The sequence below is a fragment of the Mesorhizobium ciceri biovar biserrulae WSM1271 genome, from assembly GCF_000185905.1.
Taxonomy (GTDB): domain Bacteria; phylum Pseudomonadota; class Alphaproteobacteria; order Rhizobiales; family Rhizobiaceae; genus Mesorhizobium; species Mesorhizobium ciceri.
Map to the genome: position 1 here is coordinate 388,152 of NC_014923.1, position 19,970 is coordinate 408,121.

Genomic DNA, 19,970 nt, shown 5'->3' on the forward strand with positions numbered 1-19,970 from the left:
GTGCCCCAATGCGAGGCTTACAGAGACGATGTCGCACGATCTAGACAGCCAGGCCTTCGAGGGTCTTGGACGTTTGTGCATCGATGCGACGGAAAACCGTATTATCTCCGGTCCCGATCCCGCAGGCATGGAGCGGATCGAGGCACGCTTCCATGGCAGCGCGTTCGACCTGCATCGCCACGACACCTATGCGATCGGGGTAACGCTGCACGGTGTGCAGACGTTTCGCTATCTTGGTGCTGCGCGTCACAGCCTTCCAGGCCAGATCATCGTGCTACACCCCGACGAACTGCATGACGGCGGCGCCGGCACCGAGGACGGCCTGCGCTACCGAATGCTCTATTTGGAGCCGTCGCTGATGCTCGACTGCCTCGGCGGCGCTTCGCTGCCTTTTGTGAGGGATGGCGTGGTGACGGACGCCGCCTTTTGCGCAACGCTGCTTTCGGCGCTGGGGCCGCTGGAGCAGGAACTCGACGACCTGTTCGTCGACGATTTCCTGGTCCAACTGATGCAAAGCCTGACCCGGCATGGCGGCCAGCCGGCAAAGCCGATGACCAGGACGGCGTGGCGGGCGGCTGCACTGGCGCGCGACTATCTCACGGAAAACCTGACCCGGCCGGTGCGCTCCGGCGAACTGGAAGCGATAACCGGGCTCGACCGCTATGCCTTGTCACGGCATTTCCGCGCGGCGTTCTCGACCAGTCCGCATCGCTTCCTGGTGATGCGCCGGCTTCAGCGTGCGCGGCGGATGATCGCCGCCGGCGAACCGTTGGCGCAGATCGCAGTCGAAGCCGGCTTCAGCGACCAGAGCCATTTCATCAGGCACTTCAAGAAGGCGTTCGGCATGACACCGGGACGCTGGTCGTCGCTGATCCAGGGCTCTGCCGCGGCGGCTTGATCGCCTGCCGCCACAATCCGCCAGTCAGTCGTCCGACTCGGCGTCGTCGTCGATGAGCACCAATTCCTCGTTCGAGAGGTTGGCCTCGATGCGGGCAAGCAGTTTGAACAGCGACTTCTGGTCCTTCTTGTCGAGGCCCTTCAGCGCCTGCTTTTCGGTCTTCTTCACCGATTTCTCGATGGCGTGGATGATGTCGCGGCCTGTATCAGTGAGGAAGATGTGGGCTTGACGGGCATCGGCTTCAGAAGCGCGCTTCTCCAGGAAACCCTGGGCCTGCAGCCGGTTGATGGTCTTGGTGATCGTCGGCGGGCGCACGCCGAGACGTCCGGCAAGATTGCCCGGCGTCTGGCCGTCCTCACGGTCGAGCGCCAGCATGATCTGGTCCTGGCCGGCATAGAAGCCGTGCGCCAGAAGCCGGGCAGCCAGCGCCGTCCTTGCCAGCCTTGCCGCGGAATGCAGCCGGCTCATTGTCGCAGTCTTGTCCGCCTTGGCCATGGTCTTCCCTCTTCGGCCGTACCGGTGCGGGCAGCATAGAGGCAGCCGGCCGGTTGGCAATCGACGATCAAAAAGATTCCGGTGCTTCAAACAGCTTTGCCGGCAAGCATTGTGGTGTCCGCCGTGGCTAATGCCAGATGTTTATTTCAGTTGGATGACAAACGAATTCCCAGCCGGAGTTTTCGTCGCGAGCAGGGTGGTGGTGGTGGAGTGACCGCCGCTCAGCCGGACTTCACCGCCACGATCATCAGCGCCTGATAGGCATCGTTCAACTCGCGCAGCGCAGCCTGCGATTGCGGTCCTGCCCGCCTGGCGATGCCGTCATCGGCGTTTGAAGTGTCGCGCTTGCCGGGCCGGTCATTGTAGGGCGCGGCAGAGGTGAATATCTGCTCGCTGAGGCTGTCGGGGAAGAACAACTGGCCGGTCATCACCGACCTGTCGTCAGGGAAGACCTTGAAATGGATGTGGGTGGTGCGGCCGCGATACCAGCCGGGATAGATCGTGGCGAAGGAAACGATGCCGCTTGCATCGGTTTTCTGCCAACCACGCAGGAAGGTCTGGCCCGACGTGTCGACGTCGCGGCCGTCACCCTGTCCGGGATAGCCGGAATAGGCGCCCTGCGCGTCGCAATGCCAGATATCGACGCGGGCGCCGGCAAGTGGGCGGCAGTCCACGTCGACAACCTGCAGCCGGACGTCAAGGGCAATACCTTTCTTGCCTTCGGTGACATCGGCACGTTCGAGTTTCGGGTCGAAATAGAACGGTCCCTCGGTCACTTCAGGCGTAATGGTGCAGACACCGGCGCCGTTTTCGAACAAGGCCAGTCCGGCATAGGGTGAAGCCTGGGCAGCCGAAGATTGAGCGGCCATTGCCGAGTCCGGCAGGAAGGCACCACCTCCGGCGGTGACCGCGATCAACCCGAGCGCCTGGCGCCGGCTCAATGAGAAGGAGGATGGCTTGCCGGACATATCTTGCCTCTCAAATTGATCTTCCGCATCCCGAGCTAGGCAATCACAGCGGCTTTCGCCAGTCAAAATCCGGTATTGTAGCAAGCCGGTTTGGCCCATCGGTTTGCCCCGTGCAAAAGCCCGGCACACATCCTATATGGAACCGACAATCCCTTTTGAGGGCCGGATCTTTCGCGGCCCAGCACTTTCGAGGCAAGCCATGAGCGACGCACAGACGCAAATCCCCGTAACCGTTCTCACCGGCTATCTCGGCGCCGGCAAGACGACGCTGCTCAACCGCATCCTGTCGGAAAACCACGGCAAGCGCTACGCCGTCATCGTCAACGAGTTCGGTGAAATCGGCATCGACAACGATCTGATCGTGGAATCCGACGAGGAAATCTACGAGATGAACAATGGCTGCATCTGCTGCACGGTGCGCGGCGACCTGATCCGTGTCGTCGAGGGCCTGATGCGCCGCCCCGGCCGCTTCGACGCCATCGTCGTCGAGACCACCGGGCTCGCCGATCCGGTGCCGGTGGCGCAGACCTTCTTCATGGACGACGATGTGCGCTCCAAGACCAGGCTTGACGCGGTGGTGGCGCTGGTCGACGCGAAGCACCTGCCGTTGCGGCTCAAGGATTCCAGGGAAGCCGAGGACCAGATCGCCTTCGCCGACGTCGTCGTGCTCAACAAGACCGACCTCGTCACGTCAGAAGAACTCGCCAAGGTCGAGGCAACGATCCGCGCCATCAATCCGGCGGCAAAGATCCATCGTACCACCCGCGCCGGCGTCGACCTGACCGAAGTACTCGACCGCGGCGCTTTCGATCTGTCCCGGGCACTGGAAAACGATCCGCACTTCCTCGAGGTGCATGACGATCACGATCATCATGACCACGACGGCCACGATCACCACCACCATGATCATGACGGGCACGACCATCACGCGCATGCTTCGGACATTCATGACGTGACGGTGCAATCGGTGTCGCTGCGCGGCGGCGAGATGGATCCGAAGAAATTCTTCCCCTGGATCGAGAAGATCACCCAGATGGAAGGCCCCAACATCCTGCGGCTGAAAGGCATCATCGCGCTCAAGGGCGACGACGAGCGCTATCTCATCCAGGGCGTGCACATGATCATCGAAGGCGACCACCAGCGCGCCTGGAAAGACGGCGAAAAGCACGAGAGCCGGCTGGTGTTCATCGGCAGGGAACTCGACGCCGAGCGGCTGAAGAAGAGTTTTGACGCCTGCCAGGCGGCTTGATTTCCAAGCCTTATAACGCTAGCGCTGCCCCTTCTGTCCTTCTCCCCTTGTGGGAGAAGGTGGCCGTGCGAAGCTCGGTCGGATGAGGGGTGCTCCAGCTGGGCACCGACGGCGATCCGTCCAACACCCCTCAACCGTCTCGGCGCTGCGCGCCGATCCACCTTCTCCCACAAGGGGAGAAGGTTGGCGCCACACCCGGCCGCGCTGGCGACTTCCCGGGGATGGCAACAAACTTCATTGGAATGGTTCCCTGATGCCCACAGTCGCCCCCCTAGACCTCGAAGGCCATTGCATCGCCGCCGCCTTTCTCGGCGACGTGCCGCATTTCGCGATGGCCGACGGCGCCATCCATCGGCTCGACCATGGCCACAAGACGGTTCAGGCCAATGACGGGCTGCTCGCCGCCTTCCATGATGCGGCCAATGACCGGCTGATCACCGGCGGCGAGGACGGCAAGGTGTTTGCCGTGAAAACGGGCGGCGAGGCCACGGAATTGGCAAGCGCGGCCAGGAAGTGGATCACCAGCGTTGCCGCCGGGCCGCAAGGCGCCATCGCCTATGCCTCAGGCAAGACTGCCTTCGTGCGCTTCGCCGACGGCAAGACCAGGGAATTCGTCCATCCGCGTTCGGTGGAGGGGCTGGCCTTCTCGCCCAAGGGCATGCGCTTCGGCGTCGCCCGCTACAATGGCGCGACGCTGCATTTCCCGGCCGCCGAGGGCAAGCCGGTGGAACTCGAATGGGCCGGCGCCCATACCGGCATCACCTTCTCGCCGGATGGCGCCTTCCTCGTCACCACCATGCAAGAAAACGCATTGCACGGGTGGAAGCTCGCCGACGGCAAGCACATGCGCATGACCGGCTATCCCGGCAAGGTCAAAAGCCTGTCGTGGAGCGTGAAGGGCAAGTGGCTGGCGAGTTCCGGCGCGCCGGCGGCGATCGTCTGGCCGTTTTCCGGCAAGGACGGGCCGATGGGCAAGGCACCGCTGGAACTCGGCACGCGCGGCAACGCCATGGTGACGGCTGTCGCCTGTCACCCGAGCCAGGATGTCGTCGCCGTCGGCTATGATGACGGCATGGTGATGGCGGTGCGTTTTGCCGACGCCAAGGAAGTGCTGTTGCGGCGACCGGGCAAGGGCGCCATCACCTCGATGATGTGGGACAAGGAAGAACGCCGCGTCGCCTTTGGCAGCGCGGCAGGCGACTGCGGCGTCATCGACATCACGGCCTGACCCCGCTCACTCCGCTCCGCACGACACTTTGCCGCTGATTTCAACCGGTTTGCCGTCCTGGTCCGTATCCGCCGCGGCGTCGTAGATGGAGAGCGTATAGCTCCCGTCGTAGACGCCTTCGTCGCTGGTCCTGGTCAGGATCGTCAGTTCGACCGAGTTGATCTTTTGCGCGGCCTCGTGCTCACGATAGATGTTCAGCCGCAATTCCTTGCCGTCGAGCCAGTACTGCGTCAGGTTGGAATCCTCAAACACGGTCTTGCGCAGGCTGTCGCTGGCAGGCCGGCTCAGAATTTCGAGGTTGCCGCGAAAGTTGAAGGTCGGCCCGCCCATGCCTCTGGTGACGCCGGCCTCGACCTCGAATGTCGCCGCCGTGTCGTCGGTGGAGCACCAGATGCCGCCCGAGGCGAAGGCCGCGCTCGCCGACGACAGGTGCATCGCCACACAGATGACTGTCCTCATTACCCCTCCCCCCTCAATTCCCGCTCATATTGGCGCCGACTTCGGCAGCACGGTCAAGCGCCGCCGCCAAAGGCTGAGCCAACGCAGGACAGATGCGCGGCCAATTGCGGATGCAGACACGGATTGGCTAAGAGGAATCGACCAGAGGGGTTTTCATGCACAGCGATATGTCCAAGACGTCCATCGGCGGCATCGGCCGCGACCGCATTGCCGATCTGCGCGAGACCGAGGGGGCAACCTTCCGCAAGGCGCGGCCGCAATCTCAGGTAAAGGTCGGCAACGGCCTGCCCGGCTTCTTCGGCGGCGTGCCGATGCACTGGATGAACGACTGGCCGACGCCGTTTCCGATCCTGGTCGACAGCGCCAAGGGCGCCACAATCACCGACATTGACGGAAACAAGCTCGATGATTTCTGCCTTGGCGACACCGGCTCGATGTTCGGCCATTCGCCGCCGCCGGTGGCGCGCGCCATCCGCCGCCAGGCCGGACGCGGCCTGACTTATATGCTGCCCTCGGAAGACGCGCTGGCCATCGGGCCGCTGCTGCAGCAGCGCTTCGGCCTGCCGTTCTGGCAGATCGCGACGACGGCGACCGATGCCAACCGCTTTGCGCTGCGCGTCGCCCGAGCCGTCACCGGCCGGGAGAAGATCCTTGTCTTCAACGGCTGCTACCATGGCTCGGTCGACGAGACGATGGTGCGGCTGATCGACGGCAAGCCCGTCAACCGGCCGGGATTGGCGGGGGAATTCCGCGACCTGACCCGTACGGCCAAAGTCATCGAGTTCAACGATATCTCTGCACTCGAAGCCGCGCTTGGGGATAAGGACGTCGCCTGCGTCATCGCCGAACCGGTGCTGACCAACTCCTGCATGGTGCTTGCCGATCCGGGCTACCATGACGCCCTGCGCAAACTGACACGCCAAGCCGGCACACTGCTTCTGATCGACGAGACGCACACGATCTCGACCGGCCCCGGCGGCTACACGAGGAAATATGGTCTCGACCCGGACTTCTTCGTCCTGGGCAAGCCGATCGCCGGCGGCGTGCCGGCCAGTGTCTGGGGCATGAGCGACGACGTCGCCTCGCGCTACGCGGACTACAACAGGACCAAGGAGCCGGGCTATTCCGGCATGGGCACGACGCTCTCGGCCAACCCGCTGCAGTTCGCAGCGATGCGCGCCGCGCTTGAAGAGGTAATGACGCCGGAAAATTATGACCGCATGGATCACCTGGCGCGGCGGCTCGATGCCGGGTTGACCGGCGTGATCGATCGCTATCGCCTGCCCTGGCATGTTTCCCGTGTCGGCGCCCGCCTCGAGTTCATCTGCGCGCCCGGTCCGCTGCGCAATGGCACCGAGGCGGAAGTGGCGCATGCGCCGGAACTGGAGGCCGCCATCCATGTCGCGCTGGTCAATCGCGGCGTGCTGATCGCACCCTTCCACAACATGATGCTGATCTCGCCGGCGACCACTGCGACCCAGGTCAACCGGCTGATCACCGCCTTCGGCGCGGTTGCGGCAAAGCTTGCGGCATGAGACAAGCGGCGATGGACCATCCCAATGCCATGATGACCTCACCTTCGGGCTCGACATCCGCCGAGGCGCAAGCCTTTCTCGACGCCCATCCCGAGATCGAAGCCTTCGATATCGTGCTGACCGACGCCAATGGCGTCGGCCGCGGCAAGATCGTGCGCCGGCATGAGCTGAAGAGCATCTTCGAGGGCGGCCGCCATATGCCGATCTCGATCCTGGGCCTCGACATCACCGGCGAGGATGTGCACGAGACCGGGTTGATCTGGACGACCGGCGACGGCGATCTCAGGGCATGGCCGATCCCCGGTACGCTGGTGCCGCTCTACGGCACGAGCCCGCCGCGTGGCCAGCTGCTGATGGCGATGTACATGCTCGACGGCCGGCCGATGTCGTCGGATCCGCGGCTGGCGTTGGCTCGGCAAGTCGACATCCTGGCGGCCAAGGGCCTCTATCCGGCCGGCGCCTTCGAACTTGAATTCTTCCTGCTGGCCAATGAGCGCGATGCCGACGGCAAGGTGCAGCCGGCGCGCGCCGTGCTCGACGGCCGCGTCTCGGGCAAGACGGAAGTCTATTCCGTCGACCATCTGCACGGCATGGAGCCGCTGTTCTCCGACATCTATGCCGCAGCCAAGGCGCAAGGCATTCCGGCCGAGACGGTCATTTCCGAATATGCGCCCGGCCAGTACGAATTGACGCTGAACTACCGCAAGGATGTGATGCGGGCGGCCGACGACCTGGTCATGCTGAAGCGGCTGGTGCGGGCGCAGGCGCGCCGCCACGGCGTCATCGCCTGCTTCATGGCCAAGCCGATCGAGAAATACGCCGGCTCGGGCATGCATTTCCATGTTTCGCTGCAGGACAGAGCCGGCCGAAACGTCTTTGCCGAAGCCGGCGGCGAGAGCTGGTCGCTGCCGCTGCTGCAAGGGCTCGGCGGCCTCATCCAGACCATGGCGGAATCGATGCTGGTGTTTGCGCCGCACGCCAATTCCTGGCGGCGCTTCGTCTCGCAATCCTATGCGCCGGTGGCGCCGACATGGGGCGTCAACAACCGATCGGTGGCGCTGCGTGTGCCGGCCGGCGACGCCAAGAACCGGCGCATCGAGCACCGGCCGTCGGGCGTCGACGCCAACCCCTATCTGATCGCCGCAACCGTGCTCGCCGGCATCATCAAGGGCATGGATGAAGGGCTCGATCCGGGGCCCGAAACGACCGGCAACGGCTATGAGGCAGCGGTCACGCGCACAACCATGCCTGTCGACTGGCGCGCCGCGATCGAATCGGCCCGGGCGTCCAGCTTCCTGAAGAACGCGCTCGGCGAGGACCTGCACCGGACCTTCGTGGCGATCAAACAGTCCGAATACCTGCGCGTGGCACGCACGGTCAGCGAACTGGATTACCACCTCTATCTGCACGAAGTCTGAGGGCCGGGCGGGCGATCACTTTTTCGCCGTTTCCATCAAATGAGGTGGCATAAGGGCGGATAAGAACATATCATGAACGGATGAGCGCACTCACCGTCCGTGAAAAACTGGCTGTCCTCTCCGATGCCGCCAAATACGATGCGTCCTGCGCCTCGTCGGGTGCGGCGAAAAAGGACTCGCTGGAATCAGGCGGCATCGGCTCCACCGAGGGCATGGGCATCTGCCATTCCTACGCGCCGGACGGCCGCTGCATTTCGCTGCTGAAAATCCTGCTGACCAATTTCTGCATCTATGATTGCAGCTACTGCATCAACCGTTCGTCTTCCAACGTGCGGCGAGCCCGCTTTGGCATCGACGAGGTGGTGAAGCTGACCATGGATTTCTACCGGCGCAACTACATAGAAGGCCTGTTCCTGTCCTCGGGCGTCGTTCGCTCGCCGGACGGGACCATGGGCGAGATGGTCGAAGTGGCACGCCGGCTGCGGCTGGAGGAGAAGTTCTCCGGCTATATCCACCTGAAAACCATCCCGGAAAGCTCGGCCGAACTGGTCGAGCAGGCCGGTCTCTATGCCGACCGGCTGTCGATCAATGTCGAACTGCCGACCGACGAGGGAGTGAAGCGGCTGGCGCCCGAGAAGAAGCCGGAGACAATCCGGCTTTCCATGGCCAGGCTGCGCCAGAAGATGGAGGAGAAGGCCGAGCCGACTTTGAAGACCAAAAAGCGCGAACGCTTTGCGCCGGGCGGCCAGTCGACGCAGATGATCATCGGCGCCGACAAGACATCCGACGACGGCATATTGCACACGAGCGCCCGGCTCTATGGCAGCTACCATCTGCGGCGGGTCTATTACTCGGCCTTCAGTCCGATTCCGGATTCGTCGTCGTCGCTGCCCCTGCAGAAGCCGCCGCTGATGCGTGAGCACCGGCTTTATCAGGCCGACTGGCTGATGCGGTTTTACGGCTTTTCGCAACCGGAAATCCTCGCCGGCAGCAGCGACGGCATGCTCGATCTCGCCATCGACCCGAAGCTGGGCTGGGCACTGCGCAACCGGGGGCAGTTTCCCGTCGACATCAATCGCGCCGACCGCGAAGCGCTGCTGCGGGTGCCGGGTCTCGGCACCAAGGTGGTGGCGAAGATTTTGGAGACGCGTCGGCACCGGCGCATGCGGCTCGAGGACGTCGGACGGATCTGCCAGTCGATCGCCAAGCTCAGGCCCTTCATCATCGCCGAAGGCTGGTCACCTGGCGCGCTGACCGACAAGGCCGGCCTGCGCGAAAAGATTGCCTCCTCCTGCGAACAGTTGTCGTTGTTCTGATCATGCGGCCGGCGGAACTCGATCTCGCCAGATACAGAATTCGGCTCGACAGCGAGACGGATTTTGCGGGCTGGCGTGACGCGGCACGGCGGCTGGCCTTGAATGAGGTCAGGCCCGAGGACGTCGACTGGCATGTCGCGCCGGGCTCTGATCAGGCACAATTGCCTGAAGTGCCTGCGGGCGCGCAACTCGTCGTGCCGCGCGACTTCCTCGGGCATGCCGAAACGGCGTTCTGCCATTCCGATCCCGGCCGGTTTGCCTTTCTCTACCGAATGCTGTGGCGATTGCGCGACGAAGCTAAACTGCTGGAAATCGCGTCGGATTCCGACACCAGGCGGCTCGAGGCCATGGAGAAGGCGGTGCGGCGCGACAGCCACAAGATGCACGCCTTCGTACGTTTCCGGAAAATCGGCGACGGTGCCGATGAGCGCTATGTCGCCTGGTTCGAGCCGGATCATTTCATCGTCGAGCGCAACGCCGATTTCTTCGTCAGACGTTTCACCGGCATGCGCTGGACGATCCTGACCCCTTATGCCTCTGCCGACTGGGATGGCGAAAGGCTGGCGATCGGGCCGGGCGCGGCCAAGGGCGATGCGCCTGATCAGGACGATACCGAGGCGCTCTGGCGCACCTATTTCGAGAACATCTTCAACCCGGCGCGATTGAAGGTGAAAGCCATGCAGAAGGAGATGCCGAAGAAATATTGGCGGAACCTTCCCGAGGCCTCGCTCATTCCAGACATGATCGCAGGAGCGGACAAGGCCGCCAAGGACATGATTGCGAAGATGCCGACAACACCCGCGCCGCACCACGCAAAGGTGCAGGCACGGCATTGGCCGAAGCAGCCCGTCGAAGCACCGGAAGATGATGCAAGCACGATTCCGGAATTGCGCGAGGCAGCGAAAGGCTGCCGCCGCTGCCCGCTGTGGCGCGACGCGACGCAGACCGTCTTCGGTGAAGGCCCTGACAATGCCAAGGTGATCTTCGTCGGCGAACAGCCGGGGGATCAGGAGGACCTCGCCGGCAAACCTTTCGTGGGTCCGGCCGGCAAGGTGTTCGATGCGATCCTGGACGATGCCGGTGTCGACCGGCAAAAGGTCTATGTCACCAACGCGGTCAAGCACTTCAAGTTCGAGCCGCGCGGCAAGCGCCGCATCCACTCCAAACCGAATTCCGGTGAGATTCAGGCCTGCCGCTGGTGGATCGACCAAGAATTCGAGCTGATCAAGCCGAACCTCGCCGTGGCACTCGGCGCGACAGCGGCGATGTCGCTGCTCGGCAAGGCGATTCCGGTGACAAAGATGCGCGGACAAGTGATCGAGCGCGAGGACGGATTGCGCGTGTTCATCACCATCCATCCCTCCTTCATCCTGCGCATCCGCGAACCCGCGGACAAGGAGGCTGAACGCGAACGGTTCCTGCAGGACATGAAGCTGGTGAAGCGGCTGATGGCCGCCTGATTGTCTGTTTTGCGCGATTCCGGACGGAAAACCGCTTCACGGTTTTCCTGGAATTGCTGCAGCTATCTGATCAGAATTGCCCTGAGATCGTTGACATTCGTACCGGTCGGGCCGGGTACGAAGAGATCGTCAACCGCGTTGAAGGCCGTCCAGGCATTGTTGCCGGCAAGCATAGCCTTGGCGTCCACCCCGGCAGCGCGCATGCGCGACACGGTCGAAGCATCGGCAAAGGCACCGGCATTGTCTTCCGAACCGTCGATGCCGTCAGTGTCGGCGGCCAGCGCATTGATACCGTCGACGCCATTGATGCCGATGGCGAAGGCGAGCAGGAATTCCGAATTGCGGCCGCCCTTGCCTTTTGCGCGCAGCGTCACGGTTGTCTCGCCGCCCGACAGGATCAGCACCGGCCTCGAGAAAGGCCTGTTGCGCGTCGCCACTTCACGCGCGATCGCGGCGTGGACACCGCCAACCTCGCGCGCCTCGCCTTCGATGGCATCGGAGAGGATAACCGCCTCGACGCCTTGCCGTTTCGCTTCCGCAACGGCGGCTTCCAGCGATACCCCGGCCGAAGCGATCAGATGCACCTCGTTGCGCAAAAAGCGCTCGTCATCCGGGCTTGGCGCATCGGCGGCCGGCGAATTGATATGCGCCATCACCGAGGCCGGCAGTTTCATGCCATAGGCCGATATCGAGGCCAGCGCGTCGGCGCGGCTGCCTGTATCCGGTACGGTTGGGCCGGAGGCGACCATTGCCGGATTATCGCCGGGAATATCGGAGACGATCAGCGACACCACCCTGGCCGGCCATGCGGCCGCCGCCAGCCTGCCGCCCTTGATGGTGGAAAGGTGCTTGCGGATAGTGTTCATCGCCGCGATCGGCGCACCCGAGGCGAGCAGCGCCTCATTGACGGCGATCTCGTCGGCCAGCGTCAAGCTGCCGGCCGGCGACGGCAACAGCGCCGAGCCGCCGCCGGAAATCAGCGCCACCACCAGATCGTCCGCCGTCAGCCCTTGCACCTTCGCCAGCAGCCGGCGCGAGGCTTCAAGGCCGGCAGCGTCCGGCACCGGGTGCGCCGCCTCGATGATCTCGATGCGCTCGCAGGTCGCGCCATAGCCATAGCGGGTGACGACCAGCCCTTCGATGGGGGCGTCCCACACTTTCTCGAAGGCTGCCGCCATTTGCGCCGAGCCTTTGCCCGCGCCGATGACGATGGTACGGCCCTTGGGCTTGGCCGGCAGATGATCCCTGATGGTTCGTTCCGGATCGGCGGCGGCGACGGCGGCGTTGAAGATGGAGACGAGGAACAATTTGGGGTCGAGCACGGTCATTCGCCTTCCCGAGGCAATGCCAAGCCGCGCTTGTCGACGCCCAAATGATCGCACAGCGCATCGACGACGACGCCGTGATCCTCGCGCTCCGGCAGTCCGGAAACGGCGATGACGCCAATGACGCCGGTGCCCTTGGCGGTCACCGGAAAGCCACCGCCGGCCAGCACGTAGTCGGCAATATCCAGCCCTTCACCAATCTTGAAGGTGCGGTCGGGGCGCTGCTGTTCCAACACCATGCGATAGGTGCTTCTCAGGAACCGTTTGACCACATTGATCTTGCGCCGCGCCCAGTCGGGATTGGAAGCGTTCGAGCCCGGCAGCGCGGCGTAGAACAGCGGCCGGTCCCACAGCCTGATGTCGACTATGATGGGTAGATCTTCGGCGATTGCACGATCGCGAATGGCGGAGCCGATTTTGAAAGCGACGGCCTCGTCGAAGGTCGCGAAGACAAGGGTCTCTTCCTGTCTCTTGATCAGAGCGATGTCGTCAGCAACGGCCATTTTCTTTCTCCGAAATCGTCACACGTCGTGTGTACGACAAGCTCCGCTCGGTCAAGCTTCCGTGGCGTGGCCACCTTCTCCCGAGGGGAGAAGAGACGAGCACGGGCCTCGGCTTCCTCCTCTCCCCTCGGGGAGAGGCCGGATTGCCCCGAATTGCCTTCGCAATTCGGTTGGCAATCCGGGTGAGGGGGTCTTACCCCGCGCTCATGTCAGCCTTGGCTGGCCGCCCCGCCACATAAACTTCGCGGACGGAGCGGTCGTCGCCCAGCGTCTGCAGGAGAAAGAGTTCCTGCGCCAGCGTCTCGACCGTCTCCATCCTGAGTCGCATTCCCGGCGTTGCCCTGGCGTCCAGCACGACGATGTCGGCGTCGGTGCCCGCGTCCAACGTGCCTATCTTTTCCACCACCGACAGCGCCTCGGCATTGCCGCGCGTCGTCTGCCAGAAGGACTGGAACGGGTTGAGCTTTTCGCCATTCAGCGCGATCACCTTGTAGCCTTCGTCCATGGTGCGCAGCATGGAGTAGTTGGTGCCGCCGCCGACATCGGTGGCGGCGGCGATGCGGATCGGCTTGTCGCGTCGGCGAAAGCGCTGATAATCGAAGAGGCCGGAGCCGAGGAAAAGGTTCGAGGTCGGGCAGAACACCGCCACCGAGCCCGAGTCCGAAAGCGCATCCGCTTCGCGCTCCGACAAATGGATGCAGTGGCCGAACAGGCTCTTTTTGCCTAACAGCCCGTAATGCTCGTAGACGTCGGTGTAGTCGCGCGCCCACGGGTAGAGTTCCTGCGTGAAAGCGATCTCGGCGTGGTTTTCCGACAGATGCGTCTGCATGTGCAGGCCGGGATGTTCGCGGCACAACACGCCCGCCATCTCCATCTGCTCCGGCGACGAGGTGATGGCGAAGCGCGGCGTGATGGCGTAGTGCTGGCGGCCCTTGCCGTGCCACTCCTTGATCAGCGCCTTTGTGTCGTCATAGCCGGATTGCGGGGTGTCGAGCACGCCGTCGGGCGCATTGCGATCCATCATCACCTTGCCGGCGATGTTGAGCATGTTGCGGTCATGCGATTCTGCGAAGAAGGCTTCGGCCGAGGCCTTGTGCACCGAGCAGTAGGCGGCGACCGTCGTGGTGCCGTGGCGCACCATTTCGTCGAGGAACAGCCGCGCGATGCGGCGGCCGTGCTGGGCGTTGGCGAACTTCGTTTCTTCCGGAAAAGTGTAGGTGTTGAGCCAGTCGAGCAGTTCGGCGCCATAGGAGGCGATGATCTGCATCTGCGGAAAATGCGCATGGGCATCTATGAAGCCGGGCAGCAGCAGATGCGGCCGGTGGTCGATCCTTTTCACCGTCTCGTCGGCTTGCTTTTCAACATCGGCATAAGTACCCGCGGCGACGATCCTGCCGTCACGGATCAGCAGTCCGCCATCCTCCTCGTAGCGCCAGGCGGAATGGTCTTCGAGAGTTTGCGGCCAGCGCACAAAGGACAGCGTGCGGCCGCGCAGAAGTGTCGAATTCATGCTATTTCCCTGCGCCTTCGAACCAGGCCACCAGCAGCGCCCGTTCCTTGTCGGTGATCTGAGAGACGTTGGCGGGCGGCATGGCGTGGCTGCGGCCGGCCTGCAGATAGATTTCGCGGGCGTGGTTGGCGATATCCGCATCGGTGTCGAGCATCACGCCCTTGGGCGCATGATAGATGCCCTCATAGACCGGCTCCGCCGCGTGGCACATCGAACAGCGGCCGAGCACGGTGTCGCGCACCGCCGGGAAATGCGCTGAAGCGACATAGACTTGCGCCGACGCGGATTCCTTGGGTTCGCCGGTCAGCACTTTCGGCGCGGTCGACAGCCAAATGATGACGATGAACAGGACGAGTGCCGCCATCCAGGTCCAGGTCGGATTGCCCTTGCGCGCATGGACCGAGTTGAAAAAGTGCCGGATCAGCACGCCGATGATGAACACCAGCGAGGCGATGACCCAGTTGAACTCAGTGCCGAACGCCAGCGGATAGTGGTTCGACAGCATCAGGAACAGCACCGGCAGCGTCAGGTAATTGTTATGGAGAGAGCGCTGCTTGGCGATCTTGCCGTATTTCGGGTCGGGCTTGCGGCCGGCGATGAGGTCGGCGACGACGATCTTCTGGTTGGGGATGATGACCATGAAGACATTGGCCGACATGATCGTGGCGGTGATGGCGCCCAGATGCAGGAAGGCGGCACGGCCGGTGAACAGGTGGGTCAGTCCCCAGGCGATGAACACCAGCACGCAATAGAGCACCAGCATCAGGCCGGTGTCGCTTTTTCCGAGCGGCGAGCGGCACAGCAGATCGTAGACCACCCAGCCTACGCCGATCGTTGCCAGCGACAGCAGGATACCGACCGGCACCGACATCGGCAGCACGTTCGGATCGATCAGGAACAGATCGGCTCCGGCATAATAGACGACGCACAGCATGGCGAAGCCGGAAAGCCAGGTGGCGTAGGATTCCCATTTGAACCAGGTCAGGTGTTCCGGCATTTCGGCCGGCGCCACCAGATATTTCTGGATGTGATAAAAGCCGCCGCCATGCACCTGCCATTCCTCGCCGAAGGCGCCGACGGGCATGCCGGGACGCTGGCGCAGGCCGAGATCAAGCGCGACGAAATAGAACGACGAGCCGATCCAGGCGATGCCGGTGACGACATGCAGCCAGCGCACGGCAAAACTCAGCCAATCCCAGAAAATCGCGAAATCCATCATTGAAATCGTCCCTGCCGATTGGGTGACTTTACGGGCTGGAGCGCAAACGGAAAGAGGCGAGGCGCACGAGGACTTTCAAAAAAAAATGGAAAATACTAGGTTGATCCTGCAAACCGGCGAAGGTGCTCCGCATGGCCTATCTCGACAACATCGCCGTCTTCGTTCGCGTCGTTGAACTCGGCAATCTGTCGGCGGCCGGGCGCGACATGCGCATTTCGCCGGCGGTCGCTTCCAACCGCATCAAGGAACTGGAGAAGCACCTTGGCGTGCGGCTGTTCAACCGCACCACGCGGCAATTGATGCCGACCGAGCATGGCACGGTTTTTTACGGGGGCGCCAAGCAGGTGCTGGAGGCAATCACCGAGGCGGAAGCGGCGGTCTCTGCCCTTTCCGGCCAGCCGCGCGGCACCATCCGCGTCACGGCACCGCTCGGCCTCGGCCGCCGGCTGGTCGCTTCGGGCATCCCCGATTTCCACGACAAATACCCTGATATCGAGGTGCGGCTCAGGCTCTCGGACCACAATGTCGACATCATGAAGGAAGGCATCGACGTCGCCTTCCGGCTCGGCATCATCGAGGATTCCAGCCTCAGGATGCGCGGCATCATGGAATGCGAGCGCGTGCTGGTGGCGGCGCCGAAATATCTCGAAGCGCGCGGCGAACCGTTGGAGCCGCAGGAGCTGATCGGCAAGAAGCACGACTGCCTGATGCTGCGTTATTCCGGCGCGCGCGAATATGTGTGGACGCTGCAGACCCCCACCGGCCCGCAGAAATTCGAGGTACACGGGCCCTACGACACCGACGATGGCGACGTGCTGACCGGCTGGGCGCTTTCAGGCCGCGGCATCATCAACAAGCCGCGCTTCGAGGTCGAGCCATTCATCCGCGATCGGCGGCTGAAGGTGATCCTGCCCAGCACGCCACCGACACCGGTGCAGTTCGCCGCCGTCTATCCGCACAAGAAGCTGCAGGACCCAAAAGTGCGGCTGCTGCTCGACTTCATGGCCGAGCGCTGCCAGCGGCTGATCAACGATCTGCTTGCTGGCAAATAAAGGCTGGCCGGCAAATAGGGACTGGCCGGTAGGTGAGCGGCGGTTTGGCCCAGCGCCGGCGGTTGCCATCCCAGGATGTGGCGAACATAGTTCGGGTGGCATTTCATCTCATAGGGAACCCTCGATGGACAACGGCGCCACAATGCATCTTGCCGTTTCGCTCGCCGATCCATCCCTCGAGACTGGGTTGGAATTCAGCCGCCTGGCTGGTTTCGTGCAAAAGGCTGAAGCAGCCGGGCTGGACATGGTGCTGCTTGCCGATGCCGCGCCAGCGTCCGAAAGCGAAGCCGCGAACAAACGGATGCCCTTCGAAGCGACGACCTTGCTGGCCGCTCTGGCGACTGTCACAAGCAGGATCGGCTTGGTTGCCGCTGCCTCGACAAGTGCCCACCAACCCTACAATCTGGCACGCCGTTTCGCTTCGCTCGACGTTATCAGCCACGGCCGCAGTGGCTGGAACGCAACCATGACGCAAGCGCCACGGGAAGCAGCCAATTTCAGCCGGCCCGAAGGATTTTCGCCTAACGATTTCCGCCGTCGCAGTGAGGAATATATCGGCATCGTGCAAGGTCTGTGGCAGGGCTGGGATGCGGACGCCCTGCTGTTCGACCAGAGCGGCGGCCGCTTCCACGACCCCGAAAAGATGCACCTGCTGGAGCACAAGGGCGAATTCTTTTCCGTGCGCGGACCGCTGAACGTCGCCCGGTCGCCGCAGGATACGCCAGTGCTCGTCTTGTCGGGCCTGCAGGAATCCGACTTCGATATTGCCACTAGCACCGCCGATGTCATCCTGCTGGACGGCGGACTGGTGGAGGGCGCGACCGAACGCTATGACGATATCAGGCGCCGTGTCACGGCGTGCGGACGCGATCCGGATGCTGTGAAAGTGCTGACGAACGTCGCGCTTATCGCCGATAGTAAGCCGGCTGCCGTCGCCGAGAGGCTGGAAAAGGAATTCCGGGCGAGAGGCTGCGACGGGTTCAACATCCTGATGCCGGAACAGCTTTCTGCGCTCGACGATTTCGTCGGCTTGGTTCTGCCGGAACTACGGCGGCGTGGCCTGGTTCGAGAAAGCTATCGCGGAAAAACGTTGCGCTCGCATCTCGGGCTTGCCGGCGGAGGTGACCGATGACCGCTCGCCAGATGAAGCTCGGCGCCTTTCTGTGGGCGACAGGTCATCACATCGCCGCCTGGCGCCACCCCAAGGCGCACGTCACCGCCGGCATAGACATCGATCATTACATCCAGCTGGCGCGCACGGCGGAGGCGGCGAAGTTCGACATGGTGTTCTGCGAGGACGCCGCCGGCCTGCGTGAAGCCAATATCGGCATTGCCAGCCAGACGTCGCGCTCGATCGGTTTCGAGCCGATCAGCCTGCTCTCGGCGCTCGCCGTCCAGACCAGCCGCATCGGCCTCGTCTCGACAGCGTCGACAAGCTACAACGAGCCTTATGGGCTGGCACGAACCTTCCTGTCGCTCGACCATCTGAGCGGCGGCCGGGCCGGCTGGAATCTGGTCACCTCGGCCAGCCCCATCGAAGCAGCCAATTTCGGCGCGACGGGCCTCAAGCCCCATGCCGACCGCTACGAACGGGCGCGCGAGTTTGCCGGGGTGGTGACCGGCTTGTGGCACGGCAAGGCTTCCGGCCATAACGGCCAGAGCTTTTCGGTTCGCGATCCGCTCGACCTGCCGCGCTCGCCGCAGGGCGCGCCGGTGATGGTTCAGGCCGGCGCCTCGGATGTCGGCCGCGACCTTGCCGCCCGCACCGCCGATGTGGTGTTCACGGCGGCGCAGACCTTCGAGGAAGCCAAGGCCTTCTATGACGATCTCAAAGGACGTCTGCCGGCCTACGGGCGCGAGCCGGACGACATCAAGATCATGCCGGGCGTCGCACCGGTGGTGGCGGAGACCGAAGCGGAGGCCCGTGAAAAATACGAGGAATTGCAGGAGCTGATCCCCGACGATGTCGGCGTGGCGCTGCTGTCCAGCTATCTCAGCATCTCCGATCTGTGGCGCTATCCGATCGATGGGCCACTGCCGGAACTGCCGGAGAGCGAGGGGATGAAGAGCAGGCAAGCGCTGGTCATCGAGCAATCGCGCCGCGACGGCCTCTCCATCCGCCAGCTCGCCCGGCATTTTGCCGGCGCGCGGGGCCATTGGCGCATCGTCGGCACAGCGGCCCAAGTCGCCGACGAACTGCAGGCGCGGTTCGAGGGTGGCGCGGCCGACGGTTTCAACGTCATGCCCTCATATTTCCCCGGGGAACTCGATGCCTTTGCCACGCTCGTCGTGCCGGAGTTGCAGCGGCGCGGCCTGTTCCGGACGGAATACCAGGGCCGCACGCTGCGCGACCATCTGGGTTTGAAACGGCCGGTTTAGCTGCGGCGCAGCTTAGCCTGCCATCACCCTGCCATGCGGAATTTGATGGTCGGCATTTAAGGCTGCGTTGTGATTGACCAGCGCCGTCATGATCTCGGCCGCAGCCAGCGCCGCGATGACCTGAGGGCGCTTGTCCTTGACGGTGTCGCCGCCAATTGGCGAGACGAGACGGGCAAACTCGGCCTGGCTGCCGTCCGCCGATTTCAGGAACCAGGTCCTGAACGTCGCTTTCTTGGTCTTCGAGCCGATCATGCCGACATAGGCGGTGTCACCGCGTTTCAGCGCTTCCGCGACGATCAGGAAATCCAGCGCATGATCGTGGGTCAGGATGGCGAAGGCTGCGCCGGCGGGGGCATTCCGCACCACCGCTTCCGGCATAGATGTCAGCCGTGTCTCGATGGTTTCGGGCATGCCTTCCAGTGCTTCGGCCCGCGTCTCGATGACGACGCCGTGCACGGGAAGAAGTGCGATCGCCGATGCCAGCGCCTGGCCGACATGGCCGCCACCGAAGATGTAGACGTACGGCAGGTGCGCCTCCTCGGCTTCCGCGGCCGCAACCAGGTCGCCGGCAAGCGCAGCATCGACGAGCCGGATCAAGACTTCGACGCGCCCGCCGCAGCATTGGCCGATCTCGGGACCCAGCGGGACGTCTAGGATAGCGCAGACTTCGTCAACCTCGATGCGGACTTCTTTGCCCAACATCTGCCTGGCCTTGTCGATCGCTATATATTCGAGCTGACCGCCGCCGATGGTGCCAAAGATCGCCGTCTGCGAGACGAGCATGAAGGCGCCCTTCTCGCGTGGCGTCGAGCCTTTTGTTCCGGCCACTTCGACCAGGGCAACCCGACCGGCGCTGGCGAGAAAGGCTTTCAGGCTTTGCACTTTCGAGTTCATGGTTCACGTTCCCGAATGGGAAATATAGGTTTTTTCGGCCCGGATTGCACGCATTGCCGACC

18 protein-coding genes are annotated in these 19,970 nt (G+C 63.4%); 10 read left to right on the forward strand and 8 right to left on the reverse strand.

What is annotated here, in order from left to right; genetic code table 11:
* Nucleotides 1-28 precede the first annotated feature (28 nt).
* Nucleotides 29-898 (forward strand): AraC family transcriptional regulator, encoded by an 870-nt coding sequence (locus MESCI_RS01760; RefSeq protein ID WP_013528222.1) that lies wholly within the window; start codon nt 29-31, stop codon nt 896-898.
* A gap of 24 nt (nt 899-922) precedes the next feature.
* Here MESCI_RS01760 and MESCI_RS01765 read toward each other — a convergent pair whose 3' ends face one another.
* Both MESCI_RS01765 and MESCI_RS01770 read right to left on the reverse strand, forming a co-directional pair.
* Nucleotides 923-1,393, reverse strand: a complete 471-nt coding sequence (locus MESCI_RS01765) for a MarR family winged helix-turn-helix transcriptional regulator (RefSeq protein WP_013528223.1) — start codon at nt 1,391-1,393, stop codon at nt 923-925.
* Nucleotides 1,394-1,614: 221 nt separating this feature from the next.
* Complete coding sequence (locus MESCI_RS01770) at nt 1,615-2,361, reverse strand: intradiol ring-cleavage dioxygenase (protein WP_013528224.1); 747 nt, start codon at nt 2,359-2,361, stop codon at nt 1,615-1,617.
* A 199-nt stretch (nt 2,362-2,560) separates the two neighbouring features.
* On the opposite strand from MESCI_RS01770, the gene MESCI_RS01775 reads away from it, so the two are divergent.
* Together MESCI_RS01775 and MESCI_RS01780 are read left to right on the forward strand one after the other, a co-directional pair.
* The gene (locus MESCI_RS01775) at nt 2,561-3,610 is read left to right on the forward strand and encodes a CobW family GTP-binding protein (RefSeq protein WP_013528225.1); all 1,050 of its coding nucleotides are present in this window, start codon (nt 2,561-2,563) and stop codon (nt 3,608-3,610) included.
* 253 nt (nt 3,611-3,863) lie between these two features.
* On the forward strand, nt 3,864-4,838 hold the full coding sequence (locus MESCI_RS01780; RefSeq protein ID WP_013528226.1) for a WD40 repeat domain-containing protein: 975 nt from the start codon (nt 3,864-3,866) through the stop codon (nt 4,836-4,838).
* Nucleotides 4,839-4,844: 6 nt separating this feature from the next.
* Here MESCI_RS01780 and MESCI_RS01785 read toward each other — a convergent pair whose 3' ends face one another.
* Nucleotides 4,845-5,297 (reverse strand): hypothetical protein, encoded by a 453-nt coding sequence (locus tag MESCI_RS01785; protein ID WP_013528227.1) that lies wholly within the window; start codon nt 5,295-5,297, stop codon nt 4,845-4,847.
* 155 nt (nt 5,298-5,452) lie between these two features.
* Here MESCI_RS01785 and MESCI_RS01790 point away from each other — a divergent pair, with 155 nt between their 5' ends.
* The 4 genes from MESCI_RS01790 to MESCI_RS01805 all read left to right on the forward strand — a co-directional run bounded on the left by MESCI_RS01790 (nt 5,453) and on the right by MESCI_RS01805 (nt 11,026).
* Nucleotides 5,453-6,832: an aspartate aminotransferase family protein gene (locus MESCI_RS01790; RefSeq protein WP_013528228.1), complete on the forward strand. Its 1,380-nt coding sequence runs from the start codon at nt 5,453-5,455 to the stop codon at nt 6,830-6,832.
* A 32-nt stretch (nt 6,833-6,864) separates the two neighbouring features.
* The gene (locus MESCI_RS01795; RefSeq protein ID WP_164919993.1) at nt 6,865-8,250 is read left to right on the forward strand and encodes a glutamine synthetase family protein; all 1,386 of its coding nucleotides are present in this window, start codon (nt 6,865-6,867) and stop codon (nt 8,248-8,250) included.
* A gap of 80 nt (nt 8,251-8,330) precedes the next feature.
* The gene (locus MESCI_RS01800) at nt 8,331-9,566 is read left to right on the forward strand and encodes a putative DNA modification/repair radical SAM protein (RefSeq protein WP_013528230.1); all 1,236 of its coding nucleotides are present in this window, start codon (nt 8,331-8,333) and stop codon (nt 9,564-9,566) included.
* Between the two features lie 2 nt (nt 9,567-9,568).
* On the forward strand, nt 9,569-11,026 hold the full coding sequence (locus MESCI_RS01805; protein WP_013528231.1) for a UdgX family uracil-DNA binding protein: 1,458 nt from the start codon (nt 9,569-9,571) through the stop codon (nt 11,024-11,026).
* Nucleotides 11,027-11,088: 62 nt separating this feature from the next.
* On the opposite strand, the gene MESCI_RS01810 is transcribed toward MESCI_RS01805, so the two are convergent.
* The 4 genes from MESCI_RS01810 to MESCI_RS01825 form a co-directional block, all read right to left on the reverse strand.
* Complete coding sequence (locus MESCI_RS01810) at nt 11,089-12,354, reverse strand: glycerate kinase type-2 family protein (RefSeq protein ID WP_013528232.1); 1,266 nt, start codon at nt 12,352-12,354, stop codon at nt 11,089-11,091.
* On the reverse strand, nt 12,351-12,854 hold the full coding sequence (locus MESCI_RS01815) for a heme-degrading domain-containing protein (RefSeq protein WP_013528233.1): 504 nt from the start codon (nt 12,852-12,854) through the stop codon (nt 12,351-12,353). The genes MESCI_RS01810 and MESCI_RS01815 overlap by 4 nt, the downstream gene beginning before the upstream one ends.
* A 193-nt stretch (nt 12,855-13,047) precedes the next feature.
* Entirely contained in the window at nt 13,048-14,364 is a 1,317-nt protein-coding gene (gene guaD, locus MESCI_RS01820; RefSeq protein WP_013528234.1) for a guanine deaminase, read from the reverse strand.
* Between the two features lies 1 nt (nt 14,365).
* Entirely contained in the window at nt 14,366-15,583 is a 1,218-nt protein-coding gene (locus MESCI_RS01825; protein WP_013528235.1) for a urate hydroxylase PuuD, read from the reverse strand.
* 131 nt (nt 15,584-15,714) lie between these two features.
* Between MESCI_RS01825 and MESCI_RS01830 the strand changes: the two genes are divergently transcribed.
* From MESCI_RS01830 to MESCI_RS01840, 3 genes are all read left to right on the forward strand, one after another.
* Nucleotides 15,715-16,635, forward strand: a complete 921-nt coding sequence (locus MESCI_RS01830) for a LysR family transcriptional regulator (RefSeq protein ID WP_013528236.1) — start codon at nt 15,715-15,717, stop codon at nt 16,633-16,635.
* A gap of 124 nt (nt 16,636-16,759) precedes the next feature.
* Complete coding sequence (locus MESCI_RS01835; protein ID WP_013528237.1) at nt 16,760-17,767, forward strand: LLM class flavin-dependent oxidoreductase; 1,008 nt, start codon at nt 16,760-16,762, stop codon at nt 17,765-17,767.
* On the forward strand, nt 17,764-19,014 hold the full coding sequence (locus MESCI_RS01840) for an LLM class flavin-dependent oxidoreductase (protein WP_013528238.1): 1,251 nt from the start codon (nt 17,764-17,766) through the stop codon (nt 19,012-19,014). The genes MESCI_RS01835 and MESCI_RS01840 overlap by 4 nt, the downstream gene beginning before the upstream one ends.
* 12 nt (nt 19,015-19,026) lie before the next feature.
* Here MESCI_RS01840 and xdhC read toward each other — a convergent pair whose 3' ends face one another.
* Complete coding sequence (gene xdhC / locus MESCI_RS01845; protein ID WP_013528239.1) at nt 19,027-19,908, reverse strand: xanthine dehydrogenase accessory protein XdhC; 882 nt, start codon at nt 19,906-19,908, stop codon at nt 19,027-19,029.
* Nucleotides 19,909-19,970 lie beyond the last annotated feature (62 nt).

Bases quoted from the DNA above. Each gene is read 5' to 3' on its own strand.
- MESCI_RS01760 (WP_013528222.1), top strand. From the start codon at position 29: ATGTCGCACGATCTAGACAGCCAGGCCTTCGAGGGTCTTGGACGTTTG.
- MESCI_RS01765 (WP_013528223.1), bottom strand. From the start codon at position 1,393: ATGGCCAAGGCGGACAAGACTGCGACAATGAGCCGGCTGCATTCCGCG.
- MESCI_RS01770 (WP_013528224.1), bottom strand. From the start codon at position 2,361: ATGTCCGGCAAGCCATCCTCCTTCTCATTGAGCCGGCGCCAGGCGCTC.
- MESCI_RS01775 (WP_013528225.1), top strand. From the start codon at position 2,561: ATGAGCGACGCACAGACGCAAATCCCCGTAACCGTTCTCACCGGCTAT.
- MESCI_RS01780 (WP_013528226.1), top strand. From the start codon at position 3,864: ATGCCCACAGTCGCCCCCCTAGACCTCGAAGGCCATTGCATCGCCGCC.
- MESCI_RS01785 (WP_013528227.1), bottom strand. From the start codon at position 5,297: ATGAGGACAGTCATCTGTGTGGCGATGCACCTGTCGTCGGCGAGCGCG.
- MESCI_RS01790 (WP_013528228.1), top strand. From the start codon at position 5,453: ATGCACAGCGATATGTCCAAGACGTCCATCGGCGGCATCGGCCGCGAC.
- MESCI_RS01795 (WP_164919993.1), top strand. From the start codon at position 6,865: ATGACCTCACCTTCGGGCTCGACATCCGCCGAGGCGCAAGCCTTTCTC.
- MESCI_RS01800 (WP_013528230.1), top strand. From the start codon at position 8,331: ATGAGCGCACTCACCGTCCGTGAAAAACTGGCTGTCCTCTCCGATGCC.
- MESCI_RS01805 (WP_013528231.1), top strand. From the start codon at position 9,569: ATGCGGCCGGCGGAACTCGATCTCGCCAGATACAGAATTCGGCTCGAC.
- MESCI_RS01810 (WP_013528232.1), bottom strand. From the start codon at position 12,354: ATGACCGTGCTCGACCCCAAATTGTTCCTCGTCTCCATCTTCAACGCC.
- MESCI_RS01815 (WP_013528233.1), bottom strand. From the start codon at position 12,854: ATGGCCGTTGCTGACGACATCGCTCTGATCAAGAGACAGGAAGAGACC.
- guaD (WP_013528234.1), bottom strand. From the start codon at position 14,364: ATGAATTCGACACTTCTGCGCGGCCGCACGCTGTCCTTTGTGCGCTGG.
- MESCI_RS01825 (WP_013528235.1), bottom strand. From the start codon at position 15,583: ATGATGGATTTCGCGATTTTCTGGGATTGGCTGAGTTTTGCCGTGCGC.
- MESCI_RS01830 (WP_013528236.1), top strand. From the start codon at position 15,715: ATGGCCTATCTCGACAACATCGCCGTCTTCGTTCGCGTCGTTGAACTC.
- MESCI_RS01835 (WP_013528237.1), top strand. From the start codon at position 16,760: ATGGACAACGGCGCCACAATGCATCTTGCCGTTTCGCTCGCCGATCCA.
- MESCI_RS01840 (WP_013528238.1), top strand. From the start codon at position 17,764: ATGACCGCTCGCCAGATGAAGCTCGGCGCCTTTCTGTGGGCGACAGGT.
- xdhC (WP_013528239.1), bottom strand. From the start codon at position 19,908: ATGAACTCGAAAGTGCAAAGCCTGAAAGCCTTTCTCGCCAGCGCCGGT.